Source organism: Paraburkholderia silvatlantica (assembly GCF_003096715.1).
GTDB classification, from domain to species: domain Bacteria; phylum Pseudomonadota; class Gammaproteobacteria; order Burkholderiales; family Burkholderiaceae; genus Paraburkholderia; species Paraburkholderia silvatlantica.
On sequence record NZ_QEOL01000038.1, the window covers coordinates 45,003 to 69,727 of the forward strand.

Annotated in this window: 22 protein-coding genes and 1 tRNA gene; 13 read left to right on the plus strand and 10 right to left on the minus strand. The window is 65.0% G+C overall.

Annotated features, from left to right (window positions below; genetic code table 11):
- The first annotated feature begins 123 nt into the window (after positions 1 to 123).
- Together C7411_RS34295 and C7411_RS34300 are read left to right on the plus strand one after the other, a co-directional pair.
- Entirely contained in the window at positions 124 to 609 is a 486-nt protein-coding gene (locus tag C7411_RS34295; protein ID WP_110388533.1) for an adenosine-specific kinase, read from the plus strand.
- Positions 610 to 615: 6 nt separating this feature from the next.
- Positions 616 to 1,539, plus strand: a complete 924-nt coding sequence (locus C7411_RS34300; protein ID WP_110388534.1) for an ATP adenylyltransferase family protein — start codon at positions 616 to 618, stop codon at positions 1,537 to 1,539.
- Here C7411_RS34300 and C7411_RS34305 read toward each other — a convergent pair.
- Both C7411_RS34305 and C7411_RS34310 read right to left on the minus strand, forming a co-directional pair.
- Entirely contained in the window at positions 1,536 to 1,976 is a 441-nt protein-coding gene (locus tag C7411_RS34305; protein WP_110388535.1) for an acyl-CoA thioesterase, read from the minus strand. The genes C7411_RS34300 and C7411_RS34305 overlap by 4 nt on opposite strands.
- 52 nt (positions 1,977 to 2,028) lie before the next feature.
- Positions 2,029 to 2,559 (minus strand): NUDIX hydrolase, encoded by a 531-nt coding sequence (locus tag C7411_RS34310; RefSeq protein ID WP_110388554.1) that lies wholly within the window; start codon positions 2,557 to 2,559, stop codon positions 2,029 to 2,031.
- Between the two features lie 183 nt (positions 2,560 to 2,742).
- Between C7411_RS34310 and C7411_RS34315 the strand changes: the two genes are divergently transcribed.
- On the plus strand, positions 2,743 to 3,852 hold the full coding sequence (locus tag C7411_RS34315; RefSeq protein ID WP_110388536.1) for an IS110 family RNA-guided transposase: 1,110 nt from the start codon (positions 2,743 to 2,745) through the stop codon (positions 3,850 to 3,852).
- Positions 3,853 to 4,271: 419 nt separating this feature from the next.
- On the opposite strand, the gene C7411_RS34320 is transcribed toward C7411_RS34315, so the two are convergent.
- A complete protein-coding gene (locus C7411_RS34320) occupies positions 4,272 to 5,510 on the minus strand; it encodes a YbfB/YjiJ family MFS transporter (protein WP_243413442.1) in 1,239 nt (412 codons plus the stop codon).
- Between the two features lie 97 nt (positions 5,511 to 5,607).
- Between C7411_RS34320 and C7411_RS34325 the strand changes: the two genes are divergently transcribed.
- Positions 5,608 to 6,549, plus strand: coding sequence for a LysR substrate-binding domain-containing protein (locus C7411_RS34325; RefSeq protein ID WP_110388537.1), 942 nt, complete (start codon positions 5,608 to 5,610; stop codon positions 6,547 to 6,549).
- A gap of 82 nt (positions 6,550 to 6,631) precedes the next feature.
- On the opposite strand, the gene alaS is transcribed toward C7411_RS34325, so the two are convergent.
- The gene (alaS, locus tag C7411_RS34330) at positions 6,632 to 9,256 is read right to left on the minus strand and encodes an alanine--tRNA ligase (RefSeq protein WP_110388538.1); all 2,625 of its coding nucleotides are present in this window, start codon (positions 9,254 to 9,256) and stop codon (positions 6,632 to 6,634) included.
- A gap of 326 nt (positions 9,257 to 9,582) precedes the next feature.
- Here alaS and C7411_RS34335 point away from each other — a divergent pair, with 326 nt between their 5' ends.
- On the plus strand, positions 9,583 to 10,803 hold the full coding sequence (locus C7411_RS34335) for a CaiB/BaiF CoA transferase family protein (RefSeq protein ID WP_110388539.1): 1,221 nt from the start codon (positions 9,583 to 9,585) through the stop codon (positions 10,801 to 10,803).
- A 15-nt stretch (positions 10,804 to 10,818) separates the two neighbouring features.
- On the opposite strand, the gene C7411_RS34340 is transcribed toward C7411_RS34335, so the two are convergent.
- Complete coding sequence (locus C7411_RS34340) at positions 10,819 to 11,382, minus strand: RBBP9/YdeN family alpha/beta hydrolase (protein ID WP_110388540.1); 564 nt, start codon at positions 11,380 to 11,382, stop codon at positions 10,819 to 10,821.
- Between the two features lie 150 nt (positions 11,383 to 11,532).
- Between C7411_RS34340 and C7411_RS34345 the strand changes: the two genes are divergently transcribed.
- Complete coding sequence (locus C7411_RS34345) at positions 11,533 to 13,251, plus strand: glutamine--tRNA ligase/YqeY domain fusion protein (protein ID WP_110388541.1); 1,719 nt, start codon at positions 11,533 to 11,535, stop codon at positions 13,249 to 13,251.
- 95 nt (positions 13,252 to 13,346) lie between these two features.
- Here C7411_RS34345 and C7411_RS34350 read toward each other — a convergent pair whose 3' ends face one another.
- From C7411_RS34350 to C7411_RS34360, 3 genes are all read right to left on the minus strand, one after another.
- Complete coding sequence (locus C7411_RS34350; RefSeq protein WP_110388542.1) at positions 13,347 to 13,796, minus strand: NUDIX domain-containing protein; 450 nt, start codon at positions 13,794 to 13,796, stop codon at positions 13,347 to 13,349.
- 7 nt (positions 13,797 to 13,803) lie between these two features.
- Positions 13,804 to 14,202 carry a hypothetical protein gene (locus tag C7411_RS34355; protein ID WP_110388543.1) on the minus strand — a complete coding sequence of 133 codons (399 nt, stop codon included), beginning with the start codon at positions 14,200 to 14,202 and terminating at the stop codon, positions 13,804 to 13,806.
- A gap of 103 nt (positions 14,203 to 14,305) precedes the next feature.
- Complete coding sequence (locus C7411_RS34360; protein WP_110388544.1) at positions 14,306 to 15,724, minus strand: cytochrome-c peroxidase; 1,419 nt, start codon at positions 15,722 to 15,724, stop codon at positions 14,306 to 14,308.
- 284 nt (positions 15,725 to 16,008) lie between these two features.
- Here C7411_RS34360 and C7411_RS34365 point away from each other — a divergent pair, with 284 nt between their 5' ends.
- A complete protein-coding gene (locus C7411_RS34365) occupies positions 16,009 to 17,592 on the plus strand; it encodes an acid phosphatase (protein WP_221207243.1) in 1,584 nt (527 codons plus the stop codon).
- Positions 17,593 to 17,797: 205 nt separating this feature from the next.
- On the plus strand, positions 17,798 to 18,283 hold the full coding sequence (locus C7411_RS34370; RefSeq protein ID WP_165822955.1) for a PH domain-containing protein: 486 nt from the start codon (positions 17,798 to 17,800) through the stop codon (positions 18,281 to 18,283).
- Between the two features lie 84 nt (positions 18,284 to 18,367).
- Here the strand turns inward: C7411_RS34370 and C7411_RS34375 are convergent.
- Positions 18,368 to 18,444 (minus strand) — tRNA-Arg (locus C7411_RS34375).
- 114 nt (positions 18,445 to 18,558) lie between these two features.
- Complete coding sequence (locus C7411_RS34380) at positions 18,559 to 19,389, minus strand: undecaprenyl-diphosphate phosphatase (protein WP_042270983.1); 831 nt, start codon at positions 19,387 to 19,389, stop codon at positions 18,559 to 18,561.
- A gap of 499 nt (positions 19,390 to 19,888) precedes the next feature.
- Between C7411_RS34380 and C7411_RS34385 the strand changes: the two genes are divergently transcribed.
- From C7411_RS34385 to C7411_RS37725, 5 genes are all read left to right on the plus strand, one after another.
- On the plus strand, positions 19,889 to 20,803 hold the full coding sequence (locus C7411_RS34385; protein ID WP_110388546.1) for an aldose epimerase family protein: 915 nt from the start codon (positions 19,889 to 19,891) through the stop codon (positions 20,801 to 20,803).
- A 166-nt stretch (positions 20,804 to 20,969) separates the two neighbouring features.
- Entirely contained in the window at positions 20,970 to 21,689 is a 720-nt protein-coding gene (locus C7411_RS34390; protein WP_110388547.1) for a peptidoglycan DD-metalloendopeptidase family protein, read from the plus strand.
- Positions 21,690 to 22,347: 658 nt separating this feature from the next.
- Positions 22,348 to 22,656 (plus strand): DUF2288 domain-containing protein, encoded by a 309-nt coding sequence (locus C7411_RS34395; protein WP_110388548.1) that lies wholly within the window; start codon positions 22,348 to 22,350, stop codon positions 22,654 to 22,656.
- Positions 22,653 to 24,005 carry an MATE family efflux transporter gene (locus C7411_RS34400; RefSeq protein ID WP_165822953.1) on the plus strand — a complete coding sequence of 451 codons (1,353 nt, stop codon included), beginning with the start codon at positions 22,653 to 22,655 and terminating at the stop codon, positions 24,003 to 24,005. The genes C7411_RS34395 and C7411_RS34400 overlap by 4 nt, the downstream gene beginning before the upstream one ends.
- 327 nt (positions 24,006 to 24,332) lie before the next feature.
- Positions 24,333 to 24,506, plus strand: coding sequence for a hypothetical protein (locus C7411_RS37725; RefSeq protein ID WP_165822956.1), 174 nt, complete (start codon positions 24,333 to 24,335; stop codon positions 24,504 to 24,506).
- Positions 24,507 to 24,725: the final 219 nt, after the last annotated feature.

Below are 24,725 nucleotides of genomic sequence, written 5' to 3' on the forward strand. Positions count from 1 at the left end.
CCGGCACACGCTTTGCCTTGCCGCGACTTCGTACTAGGCTTGTGGTTGGCCGCCGCCCGCCAGCCAGTCCGTTCGGCCCGGCAAAAGGCGGCGCTTTCGAGACGCCCGCGCGCGAGGTCCACCATGCAACTGTCCACGGTAGAGATCGAAAAGCCCGAAGCCACCAACTTCATCCTCGGTCAGACCCACTTCATCAAATCCGTCGAGGATCTGCACGAGGCGCTCTATGGCACGGTGCCGGGCATCCAGTTCGGCATCGCGTTCTGCGAAGCGTCGGGCAAGCGGCTCGTGCGGCGTTCGGGCACGCAGGACGCGCTCATCGAGATGGCGACGCAAAACGCGTTGCGCATCGCGGCCGGTCACAGCTTCATCGTCTTTCTCGGCGACGGCTTTTTCCCCGTCAACGTGCTCAACACGATCAAGGCCGTGCCCGAGGTCTGCCGCATCTTTTGCGCCACCGCGAACCCCACGCAGGTGCTGATCGCGGAAACGGACCAGGGGCGCGGCATCGTCGGCGTGGTGGACGGCATGCCGCCGCTGGGCGTCGAGGCCGAAGACGACGTGCGCTGGCGCAAGGACCTGTTGCGCGCAATCGGCTACAAGGCCTGAGCGCCGATGACGACCCTGTGCGCGGCGATCGAGCGGCAGACGGCGCACGCGCTCGCGTGCGGCGCGCTCCATCCCATCGAGACGGCACATACCTTCATCGACGATGGGGGCATGCGTTTCTCCGTGCGCGTGGCGGAGAATCTCGCGCGCAAAGAGGCGCTGCGGCTCACGCCGCAGACTTCAGCGGCGCCTGGTCCGAAGCCCCCGCGCGACCCGTTCCTGCCTTACGAGCCCGATCTCTTCGTCGGCGACCTCTCGTCCACACACGTCGCGCTGCTCAACAAGTTCAATGTGATCGACCGGCATCTGCTGATCGTGACGCGCCGCTACGAGCCGCAGGAAGCGCTGCTCGACGCGGCGGACTTCGCCGCGCTGATCACGGTGCTGCGCGAGATAGACGGACTCGGGTTCTACAACGGCGGCGCAGCCGCGGGCGCGAGCCAGCCGCACAAGCATCTGCAGATGGTGCCGCTGCCGCTCGCAGGCGACGCGCCCCACGCGGCGCCGCTCGAAGCGCTGCTCGGCGGCGCGCAGGCGGTCCACGGCGCGCGTCCCATCGCGAACGTGCCGGGGCTCGCGTTTCGTCATGCGTTCGCGCGCCTCGATCTCGGCGCCGGCATCGGCACAGCGGAAGATGCCGCGCATGCCGCACTCGACTGCTATCGCGCGCTGCTGGACGCGGCGTGCGTGCCCGCTATCGACGTGGGCGGGCTCGCGCATCAGGGCGCGCCGTACAACCTGCTCGTCACGCGCCGGTGGATGCTGGTGGTGCCCCGTACGACGGAATGTGTCGAAGGGATCCCGGTCAACTCGCTCGGCTTTGCCGGCTCGTTCTTCGTGCGCGATGCGGCGCAACTGCAGACGCTCGCACGGCTCGGCCCGATGACGGCGCTCGAACGCGTAAGCGTGCCGCGCTTGAGGGGCGCCTAGCCGACGACGAGCGGCTCGAGCGCCGCGCGCAGCGCGTCGGGCAACGCGCTCACGGGCCGGCGCGTCGCCCGCTCGACGTAGACGTGCACGAAATGCCCCTGCGCCGCGGGCGCGTCCTCGCCTTCGCGAAAGAGCCCGACCTCGTAGCGCACGCTCGACGACCCGAGACGCGCGACGCGCAGCCCCGCCTCCACGCGCTGCGGAAACACGAGCGGCGCGAAGTAGTTGCACTGCGTTTCGACGACGAGCCCGATGGTCGTGCCGTGCTCGATGTCGAGCGCGCCCGCGCGAATCAGATACTCGTTCACCACGGTGTCGAAGTAGCTGTAGTAGACGACGTTGTTCACGTGGCCGTAGACATCGTTGTCCATCCAGCGCGTGCCGATCGGCAGGAAATGACGATAGCCGGAGCGGGGGACGGTGACGGGTCGGTTCATCGAAGCGATCCAGGGAAGGCGTGGAGGGAAAGCGTCTGCCGGCGCGCGGCCGTCACTGGCCTGGACGCTCGACGAACTCGAACGGCAGGCCGCGCCGGCGCATCCATTCGCCGAGCGCCTGGCCCGTGCCCGCGCGCCACGGCCGCAGCTTCGCGGGCTCGACGAGGCGGTATTCGAGCAGTTCCGGCGAGAGCGCGATCGTGCCTGACGCCTTTACGTGATACGCGATGATGAGCTCGTTCTTGCGAATGAACTCGTACACGCCGACCAGTTCGACGCTCTCGGCGCGCAGCGCGGTTTCTTCGTGCACTTCGCGCGCAATGCCCTCTTCGGGCGTCTCGCCGTTTTCGAGAAAGCCGGTGATGAGCGCGAACATGCCTTCGGGCCAGGCGGCGTTACGGGCGAGCAGAATACGGCCCTCGTACTCGACGATCGCCGCCACGACGGGCAGCGGATTGTTCCAGTGGACGTAGCCGCAGGCGGGGTCCGGGCAGGCAAGACGCACGCGGCCGCCTTCGTGGGCGGGATCGGTGCGCTCGGTCAGGCGCGTGGCGCAGCGCGGGCAAAACTGGTAGTCGCTCATGGGGGAAAAGGCACGGGTCGATGGCGCTGGAAGCCGGCCGCGCGGCCCGGCGGACACGCTCGCGGCTTGCGCGAAAGCGTCCATTCTAGACATCATGTATGGACCTGCCGCACCTCAAGGTACGCGGATTAAGCTTGAGGTCGGTTACGCCGCGGCTCAGAGCCGCCATTGAGGGGGCAGGTCATGAACAAGTTTAGCAAGTACGTGGGCCTAGATGTACATCAGGAAACGATTGCCGTGGCGGTCGCTGACACGGCCGGCGAGGTGCGGTATATGGGCGAGATCGTGAACACGCGCGAAGCCATCGCGAAACTGGTTGCACAGCTCAAGCGACGCACGGAACGGCTGGCGTTTTGCTACGAAGCCGGCCCCTGTGGCTACCCAATTTGCCGACAGCTGCGCGATCTCAAGCAGGATTGCCAGGTCGTCGCGCCGTCGCTGATTCCGAAGAAACCGGGCGAACGGGTGAAGACCGACCGGCGCGATGCCCTGAGCCTGGCACGCCTGCATCGCGCCGGCGAGTTGAGTCCCGTGTGGATTCCGGATGAGGCACAGGAGGCGCTACGCGATCTGACCCGTGCGCGTGAGGACATGAAGCATCTGCAACGCCAGGCCAAGCAACGGCTGTTGTCGTTTCTGTCGCGCCATGGCCATCGCTACACGGGCCGCTCCAGGTGGACGCAAGCGCACTGGCGCTGGCTCGAAAGCATCAAATTCGCCCGACCGGAGCAACAGATCGTGCAGCAGGAATATATCGACACGGTGCAGGCCTGTGGCAAGCGCGTGGTCAGCCTCGACCGCGAAGTCGAGACAGCCGCGCACGCCAGCCAGGTTTGGCCGGTAATCGAGGCGTTGATGGCGCTGCGCGGCATCAGTCTGCTCGCGGCTGTCACGGTGGTCGCGGAACTCGGTGATCTCACACGGTTTGCCGGCCCACCCCAACTGATGGCGTATCTGGGCCTGGTGCCCAGCGAACACTCCAGCGGCAAGCGCGAGCGCCGCGGTGGCATCACCAAGACCGGCAACAGCCATCTCCGGCGGGTACTCATCGAAGCAGCGTGGACCTATCGTCATGCCGCACGAAAGACGGCGATCCTGCAGCGGCGCGCAGAGCGTACGGCCCCCGAAGTCCAGGAAATCGCCTGGTCGGCACAAAAGCGGTTATGTCAGCGCTTTCGAAACCTGATGGCACGCGGCAAGCTCAAGAACCAGGTCTGTACCGCCATTGCGCGCGAGCTCGTCGGTTTTATCTGGGCTATCGGGCAACACGTCGTCCCCCTCAGCCGAGCTTAGCCGGCATGAGAGGTTAGTTGGACATGCAACAGGATGTTTGGGCCAGGACCAGGCAACGGTGGGAGAACCCTCGTGGCAACACTAGGAGGTAACTGGAAACAGCACAACCCTCGAAACTAGATTGAGGCAGCTCCCCGACGCTTCGTTTGTCATGCGGTAACCAACCCGCGCATATCAGAATGATCAACCGTCGGATAACCGCCTCGTCCTGGCCCAAGCATCCTGTGATGACGACCGTCAAAAAGACGGTCTCGCATGGTCGTGAGCGCGCAAGCGCCGCCCCTCACGACCAATGCATAGCATGGAAAACCGACGTCGGGTCAAGGGTCCGCTACGCCGGGCTGACGCCCGCCCTTGACTCGTCAACCTTAGGGGAACCGGCGCTTCGGCACTTGACACGGTCCATACATATCAGTGTGCTATCGGAGTCGGCGTGCGGCCTCGCGCGTATGCCAGGCCCGCCATACGAGCCCGCTTGCGCCGGCCGCGAGCGCACCGGCCGCGAGCCAGAGCGACGGCGAGAACGAGCCTGTCGACGCCGTGAGCGGCGCGGCCACGAGCGGCCCCGCGATCTGCCCGACGCCATAGGCGGCCGTCGCATAGCCCATCAGCGCGGCGGCATGCTCGCCGCGCAGCAGACGCGCCTCGCGCATCGCGAAAAGCGTGATCGCCGTGAACGGCAGTCCGATCAGCACGCTGCCGAACGAGAAGCCCGCGGCGTTGGGCCAGACGATGCCGAGCGCGATACCCACGGCCTGCAGCACGTAGGCGGCCGCCAGCATCAGCCGGTTGTCCCAATGCAACGGCAGGCGCGCAGCCAGCAGGGCACCGGCGATCAGCGCCGCGCCGAACATCGGCCAGAACAGGTCGGGCCAGGCCGAGCCGGGCAGCGCGTGGCGCGCGATCACGGGCAGGAACGTCGCCGTGATGATGTAGCCGAAGCCCGGCACGCCGTAGAGCAGCACGAGCCAGAGGGCGTCGGCGCGCCGGCTTTCGCGCTGCGCGTGCGCGGCGCTTGCCGTGGCCTGTGCGGCACGCGCGGCGGGACTCGGCGCGAGCGCGCGCATGTCTTCTCCAAACGCCGGCCAGACGGCGGCGGCGAGGAGCGCGCTGATCAGCCCGAAGCCGATCCAGCCCGTGCGCGCGCCGAGACCGCCGGCCGCGCTCACGAACAGCCCGGTCGCAATGATGCCGACGCCGGGACCGGTATAGATCACGCCTGCCCACTCGTTCGCGCCGAGCTGCGCAAGCCGCCGCAGGCCCCACTGCGAGGCGAATACAAATGTCCATGCGCTCACCGCGCCCGCCACGAAGCGCACCACCGCCCAAATCCAGAACTGCTGCGTGAGGCCCATCGCGACCGTGAGGAGCACGGTGGCCACGAGGCCCGCGCGCACGAGCTTCGCGGGCGCCATGCGCAGCGCGGCGCAACTGATCGCGCCAACGAAGTAGCCCGCGTAGTTCAGCGAGGCGAGCCAGCCGCCGTGACGCAGGTCGAGCGCGCCGCCGTGCAGCATCAGCGGCAGGAGCGGCGTAAAGGCGAAGCGCCCGACGCCCAGCGCGACGGCGAGCGTCACCATGCAGGCCAGCGCCGCGCGGCGTCCGGCATGCGGGCGCGGCCCGGAAACGCGGAGGGTGCCGGGGACGTAGTCGTTCATGAGATCGGCGGATTAAGCAACTGCCGACCATCGTAGGCCATTCCATCGTTCACGAAAAATGAATTATCATGAATCGATGCATCCCGAGGAGAGAACTATGGACCTCGCCGAACTGGCGATTTTCCGGGCGGTCGTGCGGGAAAACGGCGTGACGCGGGCCGCTGCCAAGCTCAACCGCGTGCAGTCGAACGTGACCACGCGCATCAGGCAGCTCGAAGATCAGCTCGGCACGCCGCTCTTCACGCGCGAAGGCCGCCGCCTCATTCTCACGCCCGCCGGCGAAACGCTGCTGCCCTACGCCGAGCGCCTGCTCGCGCTCGCCGACGAAGCACGCCATGCGCTCAAGGCCGGGCGCCCGGCGGGACGCCTGCGCCTGGGCACCATGGAGAGCGCTGCAGCAAGCCGCCTGCCCGGCCTGCTCGCGCACTATCACCAGACCTGGCCCGAAGTCACGCTCGAACTGGAAACGGGCACGACCGGCACGCTGATCGGGCGCCTGCGCGAATACGAAATCGACGCCGCGCTGATCGCCACTCCGCTCGACGGTCTGCCGAACCCCGAGGTGTTCGAATTCGTGCCGGTCTATCGCGAAGAACTCGTGATGCTCACGCCGCGCGGCCACCGGCCGATCCGCCAGCCGGGCGACATCGCGCTCTCCACGCTCGTCGCGTTCGAGCGCGGCTGCACGTATCGCGCCTATGTCGAGCGCTGGTATCTGGAGCACGGCATCCGGCCTTCGCGCGTGCTGGAACTGGGCTCGTATCACGCGATCGTCGCGTGTGTGGCGGCGGGCGCGGGCGTGGCCGTCGCGCCGCGCTCGGTGCTCGAACTGCAGCGCGGCGCCGACGAGGTCACGATGCATTCGCTCGGCAAGCTCGGGCAGATCGACACACTGCTCGCCTGGCGGCGAGGCCACTTTTCACCCGCGCTCGGCGCGTTGAAGGACGCGCTGCTCGAGCACGCGCAACGCACGGGCAGCGCAGCGGCGTCGCCATTGGGGGAAGCCGCAGCCGCGCCCGCAGGCCTTCACACCGTATAAGCCGCGCGGGAAACAAAAAGGGCTGCCCTCACGGACAGCCCTTCTTCGTCGCAAAGCGGCGTTCACGCCGCCACGCCTCGTATTACAGCTTCGCTTCGACCCAGCCCTTCACGCCGGCAAGCGCCGCCGGCAGATTGGCCGGTTCGGTGCCGCCTGCCTGCGCCATGTCGGGACGGCCGCCACCCTTGCCGCCGACCTGCTGGGCGACGAAGTTCACGAGTTCGCCGGCCTTGACCTTCTTGCTCGCCTCGGCGGTCACGCCCGCGATCAGGCTGACCTTGCCGCCGTCCACAGCCGCCAGCACGATCGCCGCGCTCTTGAGCTTGTCCTTGAGCTTGTCCACGGTCTCGCGCAGCGTCTTCGAATCGGCGCCATCGAGCGTCGCGGCCAGCACGTGCACGCCGTTCACTTCGATGGCCTGCCCAACGAGTTCGTCGCCCTGGCTCGAAGCGAGCCTGGATTTGAGCGCGCCCAGTTCCTTTTCCAGCGACTTCACCTGGTCCTGCACCTGCGCGATACGCTGCGTCAGTTCCGAAGGTTGCGCCTTGAGCGCCGCCGCTGCCGCGTTCACGCGCGCGTCGAGCTCCTGCACGAAGCGCACGGCGTTGTCGCCGGTGATCGCTTCCACGCGGCGGATGCCCGCGGCCACGCCGCCTTCCATCACGATCTTGAAGAGGCCGATGTCGCCGCTGCGCGTGACGTGCGTACCGCCGCACAGTTCGCGCGAAAAGCCGAGATCGAGCACGCGCACTTCGTCGCCGTACTTCTCGCCGAACAGCGCCATCGCGCCGCCCTTCACCGCATCGTCATACGACATCACGCGCACGATGCCGGGCGCGTTCGCGAGCACTTCCGCGTTGACGATCTGTTCCACGCGGCGGATTTCGTCGTCCGTCATCGGCGCGTTGTGCGCGAAGTCGAAGCGTGTCTTGTCCGCGTCGACGAGCGAGCCCTTCTGCTGCACGTGCGAACCGAGCACCTCGCGCAGCGCCTTGTGCATCAAGTGCGTGGCCGAGTGGTTGCGCGCCGTGCGGGCGCGGCGGATGGCGTCGATTTCCGCCTTCACGACGTCGCCAACCTTCAGCGTGCCCTGCTCGAGCGTGCCGTGGTGGCCGCTCACATCGGCCTGGACCTTCAGCGTATCGGCCACGGCGAAACGGATGCTCGCATTCGAGATCACGCCCTGGTCGCCCACCTGGCCGCCCGATTCCGCGTAGAACGGCGTGTGGTCGAGCACGACCACGGCGTCCTGGCCCGTCTTCACCTCGGTGACCGATGCGCCGTCCACGTAGAGCGCGACGACCTTCGCGTCGTCGAACGCGATTTCCTCGTAGCCGTGGAACGTCGTCTTCGCGCCCGAGTATTCGAGGCCCTGGGTCATCTTGAACTTGCCTGCCGCGCGCGCCTGTTCGCGCTGACGCGCCATCGCTTCGTCGAACGCCGGTTCGTCGACCGTGACGTTGCGCTCGCGGCAAACGTCGGCCGTGAGGTCGAGCGGGAAGCCATACGTGTCGTGCAGCTTGAACGCGAGTTCGCCCGAGAGCGTCTTGTGACCCCTGGCTTCGAGGTCCGCGAGTTCGGCTTCGAGAATCGACATGCCATGCTCGATGGTCTCGAAGAAACGCTCTTCTTCCTGGCGCAGAACGTCCGTCACGCGCTGCTGCGCTTCGGCGAGTTCCGGGTAGGCAGCGCCCATTTCCGCGACGAGATCCGCAACCAGCTTGTGGAAGAACGCGCTCTTCTGGCCGAGCTTGTAGCCGTGGCGGATCGCGCGGCGCACGATACGGCGCAGCACGTAGCCGCGGCCTTCGTTGCCGGGAATCACGCCGTCGACGATCAGGAACGAGCACGCGCGGATATGGTCGGCAATGACCTTCAGCGAGTTGTTCGTGAGGTCAGGCGTGTTCGTTTCGCGCGAAGCCGCCTTGATGAGATTCTGGAACAGATCGATCTCGTAGTTGCTGTGCACGTGCTGCAGCACCGCGGCGAGACGCTCCAGCCCCATGCCCGTGTCGACGCACTGCTTGGGCAGCGGCGTCATGTTGCCCTGGGCGTCGCGGTTGAACTGCATGAACACGAGATTCCAGATCTCGATGAAGCGGTCGCCGTCTTCTTCGGGCGAACCCGGGGGGCCGCCCCAGATTTCCGGGCCGTGATCGTAGAACACTTCCGAGCACGGACCGCAGGGACCGGTGTCGGCCATCTGCCAGAAGTTGTCCGAGGCGTAGCGCGCACCCTTGTTGTCGCCGATGCGGATGATGCGCTCCACCGGCACGCCGATTTCCTTCGCCCAGATGTCGAAGGCTTCGTCGTCTTCCTTGTAGACGGTGACCGTGAGCTTCTCCGCCGGCAGCGCGTAGACCTTGGTCAGCAGTTCCCAGCAGTAGTGGATCGCGTCGCGCTTGAAATAATCGCCGAACGAGAAGTTGCCGAGCATCTCGAAAAACGTGTGGTGACGCGCCGTGTAGCCGACGTTCTCGAGGTCATTGTGCTTGCCGCCTGCGCGCACGCTGCGCTGCGCGGTCGTGGCGCGCGTGTACGGGCGCTTGTCGGTGCCGAGGAACACGTCCTTGAACTGCACCATGCCCGAGTTGGTGAAGAGCAGTGTCGGGTCGTTGCCCGGCACGAGGCTCGACGAGCGCACGATCGTGTGGCCCTTCGATTCGAAGAACTTGAGGAATTTCTCGCGGATGTCGGCGGCTTTCATGGCGTGCGTTGGGTCCTTCCTGGGACGTACGGTGCTGCAATCTTTGTCGTGGTCGCGCTCGGGGCTCACCTTGCTCATGCAAGCCCCGCTGCTGAATCGAACGATTATACGGGATCGCCGCGCGCTCGCGGCGGCGCGTCCGGGTGGTTTGCACGGGCGCGACAGGGCGCGCGGCGACGCGAAAGGTCGAGCGATCTTGTTCCGCAGTGCGAAACCTTGTACCGAATATTGACCCAGACCGTGCCTTTTCGCTTACCATGGGCGGCACCGGCCGGCGCGCAACGCGCGCTCGCGGCCCGCCATAGAACGACATTGGAAGACACAGCATGGGCGCTCTCAGCCATATCCGCGTACTCGATCTCACCCGCGTCCTCGCCGGCCCGTGGTGCGCACAGACTCTCGCCGACTTCGGCGCCGACGTGATCAAGGTGGAGCGCCCCGGCGCCGGCGACGACACGCGCCACTGGGGCCCTCCCTACCTGAAGACGCCCGATGGCGCGGACACGGCCGAGGCCGCCTACTACCTCGCCGCGAACCGCAACAAGCGCTCGGTGACGGTGGATATCGCCACTCCCGAGGGGCAGCGCATCGTGCGCGAACTGGCTGCGCAAAGCGATGTCGTGCTGGAGAACTACAAGGCGGGCCAGTTGAAGAAATACGGCCTCGACTACGCGTCGCTGCGCGAGGTGAAGCCCGACATCGTCTACTGTTCGGTCACCGGCTTCGGCCAGACCGGGCCCTACGCCTCGCGCGCGGGCTATGACTTCATCGTGCAGGGAATGGGCGGCTTCATGAGCATCACCGGCGAGCGCGACGCGCTGCCCGGCGGCGGCCCGCAAAAGGCGGGCGTCGCGATCGCCGACCTCATGACCGGCATGTATTCGACCATCGCCGTGCTGACGGCGCTCGCGCACCGCGACCGCACGGGCGTGGGCCAGTACATCGACATGGCGCTGCTCGACGTGCAGGTGGCGATGCTCGCGAACATGAATTCGAACTACCTGGCGAGCGGCAATCCGCCCGCGCGCTGGGGCAACGCGCATCCCAACATCGTGCCCTATCAGGCGTTCCAGACGAGCGATAGCTGGATCATCCTCGCCGTCGGCAACGACGGGCAGTTTCGCAAATTCGTCGAAGTGGCGGGCCAGCCCGAGCTTGCCGGCGACGAACGCTTCGCGACCAATCCGGCGCGCGTGCGCCATCGCGATACGCTCGTGCCGATCGTCGCCGGCCTGATCCGCAAGCGCACGAAAGCCGACTGGATCAGCGCGCTCGAAGCCGCGGGCGTGCCGTGCGGGCCGATCAACAACCTCGCCGAAGTGTTCGAGAACGAGCAGGTGATCGCGCGCGGGCTGCAGGTGGACGTGCCGCATCCTTCGGGCGGCACGGCGCGGCTCGTGGGCAATCCCATCCGCATGAGCGAAACGCCGCCGCGCGTGGCGAGCCATCCGCCCACGCTCGGCGAGCATACCGATGCGGTACTGCGCGAAGTGCTCGGCTATGGCGAGGAGCACGTGGCGGCGTTGCGCAGCAGGGGCGTGGTGTAACGCGCGGGCGCCCGCCTAGCCGCCCTCCTGCCCCATCGACATCAGCCACGCCAGCCCCTGCGGCCAGTCGCCGAGCCCGCTGTCCGCATTGATGTGCCCGCGCGCGCCGATGTCGATCCAGCGGCTTCCCCACGCCTGCGCGCAGCGCCGCGAAAACGCCACGCCGCCATACGGATCGTCGCTGCTGGCGACTACGGCGCCCGGAAACGGCAGCGCCGCCAGCGGGACAGGATCGAAGCCCCGCGCGTCGCGCGGAAATTCGGGACCGTGCGGATCGGGCAGCGCCACCAGCAGCGCGCCGGCCACCTTCGCGCGCGTCGCCGCGCTCGCGTGATGCGCAGCCCAATGCGCCACGGTCAGGCAGCCAAGGCTGTGGGCGGCGAAGCGCACGCCAGCAGGCGCGCGTTGTACGGCAGCCTCCAGCGCCGCGCACCACGCCTCGCAGTCAGGGTGCATCCAGTCGGGCATCTGCACCCGTGCAAAGCCCGCGTGGGCGGCTTCCCAGCGCGTCTGCCAGTGCCCCGGCCCCGAATCCATATAGCCCGGCAGCACCAGCACAGCCGTTTTACTCGTCGTCACCTTTTTGCCTCGCGTGTTGTGGTCTGCGCGACGATCCGGTACCGGGACTGGCACGGCCGGTCGCGTCAGGTAGAATGGAAGACACCATCGGGCGCCCGGTTACGCGCTTTTGTCCTTTTGACGGGCGCCCTCGAACGACTCCCTTTTCGCATGAATACCGAACGTAAAGACGCCGACCGCACGGACGCGCCTGCGGCATCCAATTTCATCCGCAACATCATCGACGACGACAACCAGTCGGGCAAGTGGGCGCAGCGCGTCGAAACGCGCTTCCCGCCGGAGCCGAATGGTTATCTGCACATCGGCCACGCGAAGAGCATCTGCCTGAACTTCGGTGTGGCGAAGCGCTATGGCGGCGTGTGCCACCTGCGCTTCGACGACACGAACCCGGAAAAGGAAGACGTCGAGTACGTCAACTCCATCATCGACGCCGTCGAGTGGCTCGGCTTCGAGTGGAAGAAGGACGACAAGGAATACCTCTTCTACGCGAGCGACTACTACGACAAGCTCTACGAATTCGCCGAACTGCTGATCCAGCGCGGCCGCGCGTATGTCGATAGCCAGTCGCCGGAAGAGATGCGCGCGAACCGCGGCTCGGCCACCGAAGCCGGCAAGAACTCGCCGTTCCGCGATCGCTCCGTCGACGAAAATCTCGACCTCTTCCGCCGCATGAAGGCGGGCGAATTCGAGGAAGGCGCGCATGTGCTGCGCGCGAAGATCGACATGGCGTCGCCGAACTTCAACATGCGCGATCCGGTGATCTATCGCATCCGCTTCGCGCATCACTACCGCACCGGCGACAAGTGGTGCGTGTACCCGATGTACGACTACACGCACTGCATCTCGGACGCGCTGGAAAACATCACGCATTCGCTGTGCACGCTGGAGTTCGAAGACCATCGCCCGCTCTACGACTGGGTGCTCAACGAACTGGCCGACGCAGGCGTGTTCACGCGCCCGCTGCCGCAGCAAATCGAGTTTTCGCGCCTGAACCTGACCTACGCGATCACGAGCAAGCGCAAGCTGCTGCAACTCGTGACCGAAGGCCATGTGGAAGGCTGGGACGACCCGCGCATGCCGACCATCGTCGGCGTGCGCCGCCGCGGCTTCACGCCCGAAGCGATCCAGCTCTTCTGCGAACGCATCGGCGTGACGAAGGTCGATTCGTGGATCGACATGAGCGTGTTCGAAGGCGCCCTGCGCGACGACCTCGACGACAAGGCCCCGCGCACGGCCGCCGTGCTCGACCCGCTCAAGCTCATCATCGACAACTATCCCGAAGGCCAGAGCGAGGACTGCACGGCCCCCGTGCATCCGCATCATCCGGAACGCGGCCTGCGCACGTTCCCGATCTCGCGCGAACTGTGGATCGAGCGCGAGGACTTCAACGAAACGCCGCCGAAGGGCTATTTCCGCCTGTTCCCGGGCAACAAGGTGCGTCTGCGCTACGGCTTCGTGATCGAATGCACAGGCGCCGACAAGGACGAGAACGGCAACGTGATCGCCGTGCACTGCAACTACTTCCCGGACAGCAAGTCGGGCACGGAAGGCGCGAACAACTACAAGGTGAAGGGCAACATTCATTGGGTCAGCGCAGCGCATGCGTGCCCGGCGGAAGTGCGTCTCTACGATCGCCTGTTCCGCGAAGAGCAGCCCGACGCGGGCGGCCGCGACTTCCTCGAAGCGCTCAATCCGGATTCGAAGCGCGTGGTGCAGGCGTATCTGGAACCGGGCGCACGCGACGCCGCGCCGGAAGACCGCTATCAGTTCGAGCGCCATGGCTACTTCGTCGCCGACCGCTACGATTCGAAGCCGGGTGCGCCGGTATTCAACCGCATCGTCGGTCTGCGCGACAGCTGGGGCAAGTAAGCGACTCGCCGCGTCCGCCGGCAGGCAGGCAGGCAAAAGGCCCGCACGAATCAGTGCGGGCCTTTTCATTTCGGCAGCGGCTAGCGATAGCGGCCTTAAAGTCTGCGGTGCAATTCCGCGAGCGAGAGCGTCGTGTTGAAGAGTCGCGCGAGACTGCGGCTCGCGTAGCGATCGACTTCGCCGGGCGCGGTCCAGCGCCAGGCGTCCATTTCCGGAATCATCACGCCGTCCTCGCGTCGCGGAAACAACGACACGCAAACACAGCGAGAGAGGTCGAGTTCATCGGCACCCGCGCGCGCGGCAAAGAGGTGCAGATCCTTGTCGCGCCGGTACACGTAGCGCCCGAGGTCGACGAGCCGCGACGGCGCGACATCGATGCCGGTCTCCTCGACCATCTCGCGGCGCGCACTCTGCGATTCGGTCTCGCCAGGCTCGCCCTGCCCCTTCGGAATGTCCCAGTGATTCGTGCCGGTTGCGTGCGCGAGCAGCACGCGGCCTTCAGGATCGAGCAGCACGATGCCGCACGAAACGATCTTGCCGTTCACCGCGCGCTCAGTGCTGCTTCTGGAAAACCCAGGCACCTTGGCCCGTGCGGCAGAAGTGCGGGCGCAGGGTCATCGACTGGCCCTTCGCGTTGATGACGACCTCCGTATCGCGGCACGTCTTGTCGCCTTCCTTTTGCGTGTTCGACGGCGTGATGGTCGAGGTGATACGCGTGCTGTTACGCGAGCCTTCGTTCGACCAGTTCATGACCTCGCCGTCGGCCTTGTGCTCGACGGCATCGCGCACGGCGCTCTGCAGCGAGTTGTAGTCCGCCTGGTTCATGAACGACATGGGCGTGTTGTTCAGGAAGCCCAGATTGGCGGCATGCGCGCTGCCCATGCCAACGGCGACAAAGAGCGCCGCGCCCAGGGCGCTCAGCGTGTGAAGGGTTCGGGGCATGCTGGACATTGTGTGTTCTCCTCGGCGGACTGAACGAATCGGCGAAAAGCATAACACGCACCCTTTTTTCGGCTCGCCCTGCAAGGCCGCCTGCCCGGCGGCGGCCAGTTCCTCAATGCCCGCCCGGCTGCCAGCCGTCAGTGAGCGTCTCGAGAAACGCAATCACGTCCTTGATTTCGGCGTTGCTGAACACCGGCTCGTCCCCCGGCTTGCGATCGAACGGCGGATCCGTGTTGAGATTCACCCAGTAGCGCTGCGGCAGGTCGTCGAACTTCTGCACCCTGCCCTTCACAACCGGATAGAACTCCTCCGGATTCGTGTCGCGCCGCGCGTAGAAACGCAGCACGTCTTCCAGCGAGTGATAGATGCCGTTGTGGAAGAACGACTTCTTGAGCGCGACGTTGCGCAGTGTCGGCGTGCGGAAGAGCCCGCAAAATTGCGCGCGGTGATCGAGGTCCGTGCGCTCCGGACCGCATGCGCCGAGATCGAAAAACTTGCGGTCGCGATTCACGGCAAGCGCACGATTGCGCGGCACGCCCACGGCGATCAGACCGAAGTCGCTGAACTGCGGCGGCGAGCCGTTCTTTGCGCGCTGACTGATATGGCAGCTCGCGCAATTGCCCTTCTTCTCGTCGTTGAAGAGCTGTAGCCCGCGCAATTCGGCGGCGCTGAGCGTGGCCTTGCCGGCCAGGTACGCATCGTACTTGCTCGTGTACGGATAGAACACCTCGGGCGACTGCTCGAATGTCTCCAGTGACTTCAGCACTGCACTGAAAGTCGCATCGTCGTCGGCGAGGACACGCGCGCCGAAAGCCTCGCGAAACGCTCCCGCATAGGGCGCCGCGCGCACGGCCTCTGCGACCTTGCTCGGCGAACTCGCCATCTCGAACGTCGAGAGCAACGGGATGCGCGCCTGGTCCGAGCTCCGATCGACGCGGCCATCCCACGTGAGTCCGCCGGTCGGACCGGCATCGACGCTTTCATCGCCATCGTCATCGGAGTCGTGGTAGTGCTCGGCGAACGCCGGCACCGCCTGCAGATACTTGAGCGTCGGCACGGCACGCATGCCCTGGCGTCGCATGTCGGCGCCGCCGATCTGTACGTCGAGCGAATTCGTCGGCGTGAATGCATGGTCCGGGCTGTGGCACGACGCGCACGCCATCTTGCCGGAGCCCGAGAGCGACGGGTCGAAGAACATCTGCTTGCCGAGCGCCGTCATGCGGCGCACCTGCGCATAGACCTCGGCGCGCGTCTGGCCGCCTTGCGCCGACGCGGCGATCTTTATCGGCTTCACGCCCTGTACGGCGCGCGCATTCCCGTTGGCATCGTGCGCGCGCGAAGCGCTGCCGGAAGCACCGGTCGCCGCGTCGGCGCCGGCGGAGGCGGACGTGCTGCCGTCGCATGCCGTCAGCAGCAACGACAGCCCCGCCGCCGCCACGAAGCGCCCCGCGTGGCGGCGCGCGCCGCTACGCGATCGAACCCGCGCCTCACCTTCCGTTCGCGTCGAACGACGCGCCAATCTACGCAACATGCCTGGTCCCCGAAGCTTGAGCGCGGCGCGCGCGTGGTGTCGCGCCGCTGCAGTGCGAATGCCGATGCGCTGACCCGCGCATCGAAGTCGCGAAAGCGTATGTCAGGAATGTGACGCTCCAATGACATGGCGTAAGACGGATGTCATTCAATCAAAGGCAATGGAAAAGCTAAATGTAATTTTTTACATATCGCTGTCAAAATCGATTGCGACACTGCGCCTCGCCCGAATGCCGGTGTCATTCGCGCCGGCCTCCATGCGGGCCCCCAACGCGAGAGAGAAAAATGATCAACAGAAAATGGTTCTATGCCACGCCGATCGCTGTAGCGGCGTCGGTATTGGTCGTCGCGGCTTGCGGCGGCAACGACAGCAGCAAGCCCGGCCTTTCGTCGGTGAAGAACATCGTCGTGATCTACGCGGAAAACCGCAGCTTCGACAACCTGTACGGCAGCTTCCCAGGCGCCAACGGCCTGCAGAACGTGAGCGTGCAAAGCGCGCAGCAGCTCGATCGCGACGGCTCCGTGCTGGCCACGCTGCCGACCGTCTGGAACGGTCTCACGCAAACGGGCGTCACGCCCGCCGTGACTGCGGCGATGACCGGGAACATGCCGAATGCGCCGTTCGCCATCGACGACGCGAAGGGCTACAACGTGCCGCTCTCGGTCACGACGCGCGACCTCTATCACCGCTTCTACGAGAACCAGATGCAGATTCACGGCGGCAAGAACGACATGTTCGCTGCCTATGGCGACTCCGGCGGTCTCGTGATGGGGCACTACACCGCGAGTGCGGAAAAGCTGCCGCTCTGGAAGATCGCTCAGCAATACACGCTCGCCGACAACTTCTTCATGGGCGCGTTCGGCGGCTCGTTCCTGAATCACCAGTGGCTGATTTGCGCGTGCACGCCGTACTACGCGAACGCGGACACGAACCCGGCCAAGCCAGCGATCTCGACCGTGGACGCCGACGGCGTCTCACTCACCCTCGCGTCGAACTCGCCGAAGTCGGCGCTCATTGGCCCGCCGAAGTTCGTGAAGTCGGGCAATCTGACGCCGGACTTCTACGCGGTCAACACCATGCAGCCGCCGTATCAGCCGAGCGGCAACGCAGCCGCTTCGGGCGGCGACGCGAACCTGGCCGACCCGTCGAACCCCACCACCCTGCCCGCGCAAACGGCCCAGAACATCGGCGATCTGCTCTCGAACGCGGGCGTGACGTGGGCGTGGTACAGCGGCGCCTGGGGCGCAGCCGTGAGCGCCGCGCAGAACAGCACCTCGGGCGTGATCTATGGCGCGAACATGACGGCGCCGAACTTCCAGCCGCACCATCAGCCGTTCAACTACTTCGCGAACTACGCGCCGGGCACCGACGCGCGCGCGAAGCACCTGCTCGACGGCGGCATGGACGGCACGGCGTTCATCAAGGCGATCGACGCCGGCACACTGCCGGCCGTGGCGTTCTACAAGCCGCAGGGCAACCTGAACGAGCACGCGGGCTACACGGACGTGGCGAGCGGCGACCAGCACATCGCGGACGTCATCGCGCATCTGCAGAAGAGCCCGCAGTGGAACAACATGGTCGTGGTCGTCACCTACGACGAAAACGGCGGATTCTGGGACCACGTTGCGCCGCCCAGGGGCGACCGCTGGGGTCCGGGCTCGCGCATTCCGGCGCTCATCATCTCGCCGTACGCGAAGAAGGGTTACGTCGACCATACGCAGTACGACACGACCTCGATCCTGCGCCTCATCACGCGCCGCTTCTCGCTGCCCACGCTGCCGGGACTTGCCAACCGCGACGCCGCGCTCAAGAGCAACGGCGCCCAGCCGATGGGCGATCTGACTAACGCGCTCGACGTCACGCTCTAAACGCCCCTATCGAGCGCCGGATGTTACTTATCCGGTTTGACGGGCAGCCCTCGGGCTGCCCTTTTTATTGCTCCGCGGATTCATCGCTCTCGCACGCACCATGCGCCTGCGGGGCGCTGAACCGCGACGTTTGACCACGGATCCTACGCCACGAGATGTATTACCTTACAAATTAATTACTGCACCAACTTTGACGGAGGTCATTGTGAAATACGTCGAATCGACTCTCCTGCCAGGCGAAAGGATCGTCTGCGAGGGACACCCCTGCTTCTGGGCGATGGGGCCGCGTGTCACACTGAGCCTTTTGCTCATGGTTTGGGGCGTGCTCATCGGCACGGTGGGGACGTCGCCTCTCGCAGCGGTGAGTTTTTTTGCCGCAGGGCTGGGACTGTTCGGCGCGTCGCTACTCGCCTGGTGGACGACGGAATTTGCCGTGACCAACAAGCGCGTCGTGGCCAGGTTCGGCGCGGTGCGCCGCCACACGGTGGAGCTGACGCTCGCGAGGATCGAGAGCGTGCGGATCGAGCAAAGCCTGATCGGCCGGATATTCGACTATGGTTCGCTCGTCGTCGGCGGCGGGGGCTTGATCGCTACGCCGATTCCCGGCATTTCGAGCCCGCACGAGTTTCGCCGCATGGTTTTTCTCGCGCAGGCGGCCGAGGAACCGGTGTCGTTGCGGCTCGTGGCGTGAGGGGTTGGAATCGGCCTGGATTCGTGGTGCGTGAAAAAGCAAAAAAGCCCGGCAGTGAAGGCCGGGCTTTTTGTTGATTTGATCTGGCGCGACAGGAGGGGCTCGAACCCCCGACCCTCGGCTTAGAAGGCCGATGCTCTATCCAGCTGAGCTACTGTCGCGTGAAAGTGCGCGGGCCGCAAGCGGGCCTCGCCAAGACGGGGCTGGATTATACCGCGATCGTCCCACGCGGTCGCGCCTCGCTCGTCACACCTGCCAAGGCCTTGGCGGCCGAATCAAACCGGCTGCTGATGCAATGCGAACCAGCCGAGGAAAATCGCGCCTGCGATCAGGCAATACGCACCGAACGAAGCGAGGCGCCCGCGTCCCTCGAAATAGCTCATGAGGAACTTCACGCTCAGCCACGCCGCAATACCCGTGAGCACGCCGCCAACGACCGCAGTCATCAGTTGATCGCGCGCGTGAAAAAGCTTGGGCAGTTCGAGCACGCCCGCCGCAAAGATGATCGGCGTGCCGAGCAGGAACGAGAACTCAGCAGCCTTTTCTGCCGTGAGGCCCGCTGCGTTGCCGGCAATCATCGTGAGGCCGCTGCGCGAAAAGCCGGGAATGAGCGCGCCGATCTGCGCAAGGCCAACGAGAAATGCCTGGCGGAACGTGAGTTTCTCGGGCGGACGATGCGCACGCGCACGCTGGAGACGATCGCCGAACCACAGCAGCACGCCATTGACCATCAACGCAGCCGCGACGATACGCAGATCGTGAAAGATGGCTTCGATGCGCTTTTCCAGCACGAGGCCCACGATACCCGTCGGAATCGTACCGATGATGAGCGCCCACATCATATGCCCGTCGTCGTTCTTGCGGCCGCCAAGCGAGGCAAAGAAGCCGCTGATCAACGCGACCCAGCGCTCGCGGAAATACCAGAGCAGCGCGATGGCGGTCCCCAGGTGCAATGCGACAAGGAACGGCAGCAATTGCGGCGCGTGCTTGTCGATGTGCATGCCGAACAATGCCGGCACGAGCAGCGTATGGCCAAGGCTGCTCACAGGAAACAGTTCGGTGACGCCTTGCAGCACGCTCAGGAAGAATAGAAACCAGAGACTCACGCGCGGATCCTCGTAATGGTAGTGTAAGGGGCCGGACCGTTGCGGAGCCGGTGCGGCAAAGCGCACCGATTATGCCTGGGCCGAATTGCAGCGCCAAGCTTGAAGATGGATTTGTCAGAAAAGTTACCGCGTCGCAACAAAATTGGCTGCGAATGCAGGAATCCTGGCGCGAACGCGCTTGTCGCGCTCGCGGGGAATCAAACGAGTGGGGACGGAACGCGGCGCGATCAGCGCGCCATCTTGTAGAAGAAATACGCGCTGCTGCCGACAAAGAGGCTGAACAGAGCCATGCTCATTGTCATAGCGAGGTCCATGGGGAGGTCTCCTGCGAAAATGCTCTGTGCGCCACCGCACGGTCATGCGAATTATGCTGACTCTGGTCGGTCAACGACACCCACGCTTTCCCGACGAGGGTTTTCACGCATGAGAAAGCGGCGCAAAATCCGCGTCTGCCCAGCGCAAACGCGCCACCCTCCTTTCACCCACTCCAGGCCCGCCCATGAACGCCCATCCAGAACAGGACATCCTCACCCTCACCCGCGGTGTTTCGACGCTGCGCTTCGCGCCGTGGGCCGGCGGCCGGTTGCTTTCGTGGCACGTCGGCGGCCAGCCGGTCATCGTGTGGCCGGACAATGCGAACTGGAGCGAGCCGGCACGCGTGCGCGGGGGTAATCCGCTGCTCTTCCCCTTCCTTGGCCGCCATCGCGTGGACGGCCAGATCGGACGCTGGCGCGACGCCCAAGGCGTGGTTCGCGATCTGCCGATGCACGGCTTCGCGCGCGACCTGCCGTTCGCGGCGCAAGTCGACCGCGATGGGCACGGCCTGCAGATGACGCTCGTCGACTCCGAAGCCACGCGCGCCGGCTACCCGTTCTCCTTTCGCTTCCAGGCAGCCTACCGGCTGGCCGACGCGCATACGCTCGACGTGACGCTCGCCGCGACCAATTCCGGCCCGGATCCGCTTCCCTGGTATGCGGGCCATCACTTCTATTTCGCCTTGCCCCACACCCAGCGCGCGCAGACGACGCTCGACCTGCCGGCCAGCCAGCGCCGTTATCAATTCGCGGACGGTTCGATCAGCGTGCCCGAACCCGGCCAAGCGCAATACAGGCTCGACGACGCAAGCATCATCGACCGCTTCCATGTGCTCGAGCCAACGCCGCCCGCCACGCCAGTGCGCCTCGTAGCACCAGGACTCGGCCGCGCGGTGACGATCGATCTGAACCGGCCGGGTTCGCTTCCCTGGTATGCGGTCACGACCTGGACGGAAGCCGCGGACTCCGACTTCTACTGCGTCGAACCCTGGCTGGGTCTGCCCGATGCGATCCACAACGGCCTCGGCCTGCGCTGGCTCGCACCGGGTCAGACGGAGACGGCGACGCTGCGCATCGGCGTCGAGACACTCGGCGGCTGATCGCGCGGCACCGGCGCCGTGCTGGGCCGGCGCCGGTATGGATGCTGCCGCTCTCGTCAGTCATTCGTCAGGCAAAACCCCAATTGCGTTTCCAAACCCGCTAAAATCAGGCGTTTTGCCAGCGCGACGGACCGTGGTCCGTCGAGGCAAGGTCATGCGAGGTTCAATGTTGGCACCAGGAATTAGACGGATTGCGTGTGCGGCGCTCGTTGCGCTGCTCGCGGCGTGCGGATCGGCTCCGGTTGGCCCTGGCTTTTATCGCGTGGAGCGCGGCGACACCGTGTACAAGATCGCGCGCAGCAATCGCCAGTCCGTGCAGAACATCGTGCGCTGGAACAATCTGTCGAACCCCGACGCCATCGAAGTCGGCCAGGTCCTGCGCGTCGAACCGCCCGCCGGCACCGCGAGCGCCCGCACTGGTGGCGCGCCGCGTAGCGCAGCGACTACCCCGCGCGAGAGCGCCGACACGACCGATGCGGCATCCGCACCTTCATCCTCACCTTCGACGGCGGCCGCGCCGTCGATTTCGCTCGTCTGGCCGACCAGCGGCCAGGTCATCCGCAACTTTGACGGCCGCAATTCGAAGGGCATCGACATCGCCAATGCCGCCGGCACGCCCGTCGTCGCCGCGGCGCCCGGCACCGTGGTCTATGCCGGCAATGGGCTGCGGGGTTACGGTAACTTGCTGATCATCAAGCACAGCGGCGATTACCTGACGGCCTATGCGCACAATCAGGCATTGTTCGTGAAGGAAGGTCAGAGCGTCGCCCAAGGGCAGAAGATTGCGGAAATGGGCAGCAGCGACAACGATCGCGTGATGCTTCATTTCGAGTTGCGATATCAGGGGCGTTCGATCGATCCGACTCGAGAACTTCCCGCACGTTGAGATGCGCAGCTACGGCCAGCCAAATCAATAGACGAAAAAAAGCCCGGCATGGCGCCGGGCTAACGGGGGTTTGGCGCATATCGGCAAAGGACCGGTTTACCATGCGCCGAATCGCAATCTATCAACGCGCTTCCTGCGGCGCAATCACTTAATTAGCCCGAAAATGTGCTACGGCGCACGGATTATGTGTCGCATCACTTTTCAGCAACGAATGAGGATGCCGAATCAACTGCAGCTGCGCATAAGATCGCACGCTTCATTGATGTACAGAGACAAGTCGTCGAACGGCGTAAAGGCTTGCTGGACGGGCTGCTCAGGCTGAAGCACACGGCTTTGCCGAGGGGTTTTGCGAGCCTCGATCGCCGGGTTAAAGCACGGCGCTTTTCTCATTTTCGAAGCAGCCGGCTTTAGTGTGCAAACGCACGCAACAATGCATTTATCCGATGTGGTGTACAGAATTGAAACATCAATTCACTGCGCGCTTAGATCAGATGTTTGACTGATTTAATGTGTCTTATTGTCTGTATTTTGTCGCCACAAGCCAGAATATCGACTTATTAATGTGATTAATAGCGCAGATTCGGCGTTCGCCATCCCGCCGGCGGTCGGCAGGCAAACTATCGTTTATAGTATTGGCCGCAACGAATTTCCAATCATCATGACTATCGAAGACGCCAACCCCAGTTCGACGTACGCCAAGCTGCTCGGCGAAACCGCCAAGATCGACTGGCAGGATCTCGAACGTTTCTTCGCGCAAGGCAAGTTGCTGAGCGTGGCGCGCGACCTCGACCTCGTCAGCGTGGCGGAGGCCATCGCCAACGACGACAGTGCGGTCGTCATGCAATGGCTGTCTTCGGGCCTCGTCGCACGTATGCCGGGCGAAACCGCAGCCGATTACGCGGCGCGCAAGCCGGAGTTGTGGGCGGTCGTCGTCTCGCCCTGGGTGTGCGTGCAGGAACGCGCTTGAGCGGCGCCGAGGCCCTGCCCAACCGGCGAGACTGGCATCGACGCGTGCTGACGCTCGCGTTTCCCATCGTCCTCGCCAATCTCACGCAGCCGATCCTCGGTGCCGTCGATACGGCTGTGGCAGGCCACCTCGGCAGCGCGGCCGATCTTGGCGGCGTTGCACTAGGCGGCCTGTTCTTCAACTTCGTGTTTTGGGGTTTCGGCTTCCTGCGCATGGGAACGACGGGACTCGTTGCGCAGGCCTACGGCGCCCGCGACCTCCCTGCATTGCGCGCGAATGTCGTGCGCGCTCTGCTGCTGGCATTCGCGATCGGCGCTGCGATCCTGCTGATTCAATCGCCCTTGATCCGGTACACGCTTGCCGCTATTGGCGGCAGCGCCGACGTGCAACGCAACGCCGGAGTCTACTGCCTTGCGCGCATCGGCTCTGCGCCTTTCGCTTTGGCGAACTACGTCGTGCTCGGATATCTACTCGGCACTCAGCGCGTGCGCATCGCGCTGCTTTCGCAGATCTTTATCAATCTGACGAACGTCGTTGCGGTGCTCGCCTATGTGTATGGGCTGCGATGGGGCATCGCCGGAATCGGCGCCGCGACGGCTACGGCCGATACGCTCGGGTTCGTCTTCGGCGCCGGCGTGCTGTGGAGGCTTCGTCCTCGCGCTCTCGCGCCGCTCGCGTTGCGAATCGTGCTCGAGCCGGCAGCGCTCAAGCGCCTCGTCGCGATCAATCGCGATATCTTTCTGCGTACGCTTTGTCTGTTGGGCTCGTTTGGATGGTTCGCGCATCTCGGCGCGAAGCAAGGCGACGCGATCCTTGCCGCGAACGCCCTGCTCCTCAACTTCCAGACCTTCATGGCCTATGGCCTCGACGGGTTCGCCCATGCGGCCGAGGCGCTGGTAGGCGCAGCGATCGGCGCGGGTAATCGCAATGCGTTCCGCCAGGCCGTGAAAGTCAATCTGTTCTGGGCCGCACTGGGCGCCTTCGGTTTCTCTCTGGTCTACTGGGCCTGCGGTCCGTGGATCATCGAGCAGCTAACCAACCAGCCGGCAGTGCGTGCCGCCGCCCGGGCATTCCTCCCATGGGCCGCGCTTTCGCCGCTCATCTCCGTTTGGGGCTTTTTGCTGGACGGCGTTTTCATCGGCGCGACGCGCACGCGCGAACTCATGCAAGCCATGGCGGTGTCGCTGGCTGTATTTTTATGCGCATCATGGGCGCTGGTCGGGCCGCTCGGCAATCATGGGTTGTGGATCGCCCTGCTCGTCTTCATGGCCGCGCGCGGTCTGACGCTCTCGCCTTTGCTGCCGCGCATCAGCGGCGCGATCGTACCCATCTCTGTGCAGTTGCGCTAACGGCGCTCGCGCCAGGCGTCGGCGCTTACTGAGCAGGCGACGGGTTATCGATCATCATTGGCGGCCGATCGTCGGTCGGCACACCGTGGTAGTCGGGCGGATCCTGCGGAGGGGTGCCGTGGCGGTGGGTCGTTGCGTTGTCGGCACACGCCGAAAGCAAAGCGGTCATTGCAAGGGCCAGATAAACACGGTACATCGTCTCAAATCCTCTCTGAATGGTGATCCGTCCGACACTCCAGCCGGTAGCGAAGCGGCTGAACTCGCTATTTTTTCCGTTGCGACACTGTTCTAAGATACGGACATGGCTGCAATCGACAGGAGGCTGCCATGGATGCCGAAACTATTGCGGGTCTGATCGGTCTTGCTGTGGGTCTGCTGGTTCTGCTTGGGCTATCGATTTTCGAATCGCGCGCCTACCGGAAAGAGCACGACGGCGAAGGCATGATGCATCACTGGCTAGCCGAGCATCACGTGCTCGACCGGGTTCGCCGCAGGCACTGAACCCAGTGCCGGCATCGCGTCGGCGCGCTCCTTGCCTGAATCTCATCGCGGCCAGCCGAGCTGGCCGTGAGGGGATTTTGCGGCGTCATTCAATGGCTGATCATCCAGCTGTCTATTTCCCGCGCCCAAACGCCAGAACCCCGGTTCTCTTCAGGAGAGACCGGGGTTCTGGACGGTACAGCATAGGGAGCCTGACGATTACCTACTTTCACACGGGCA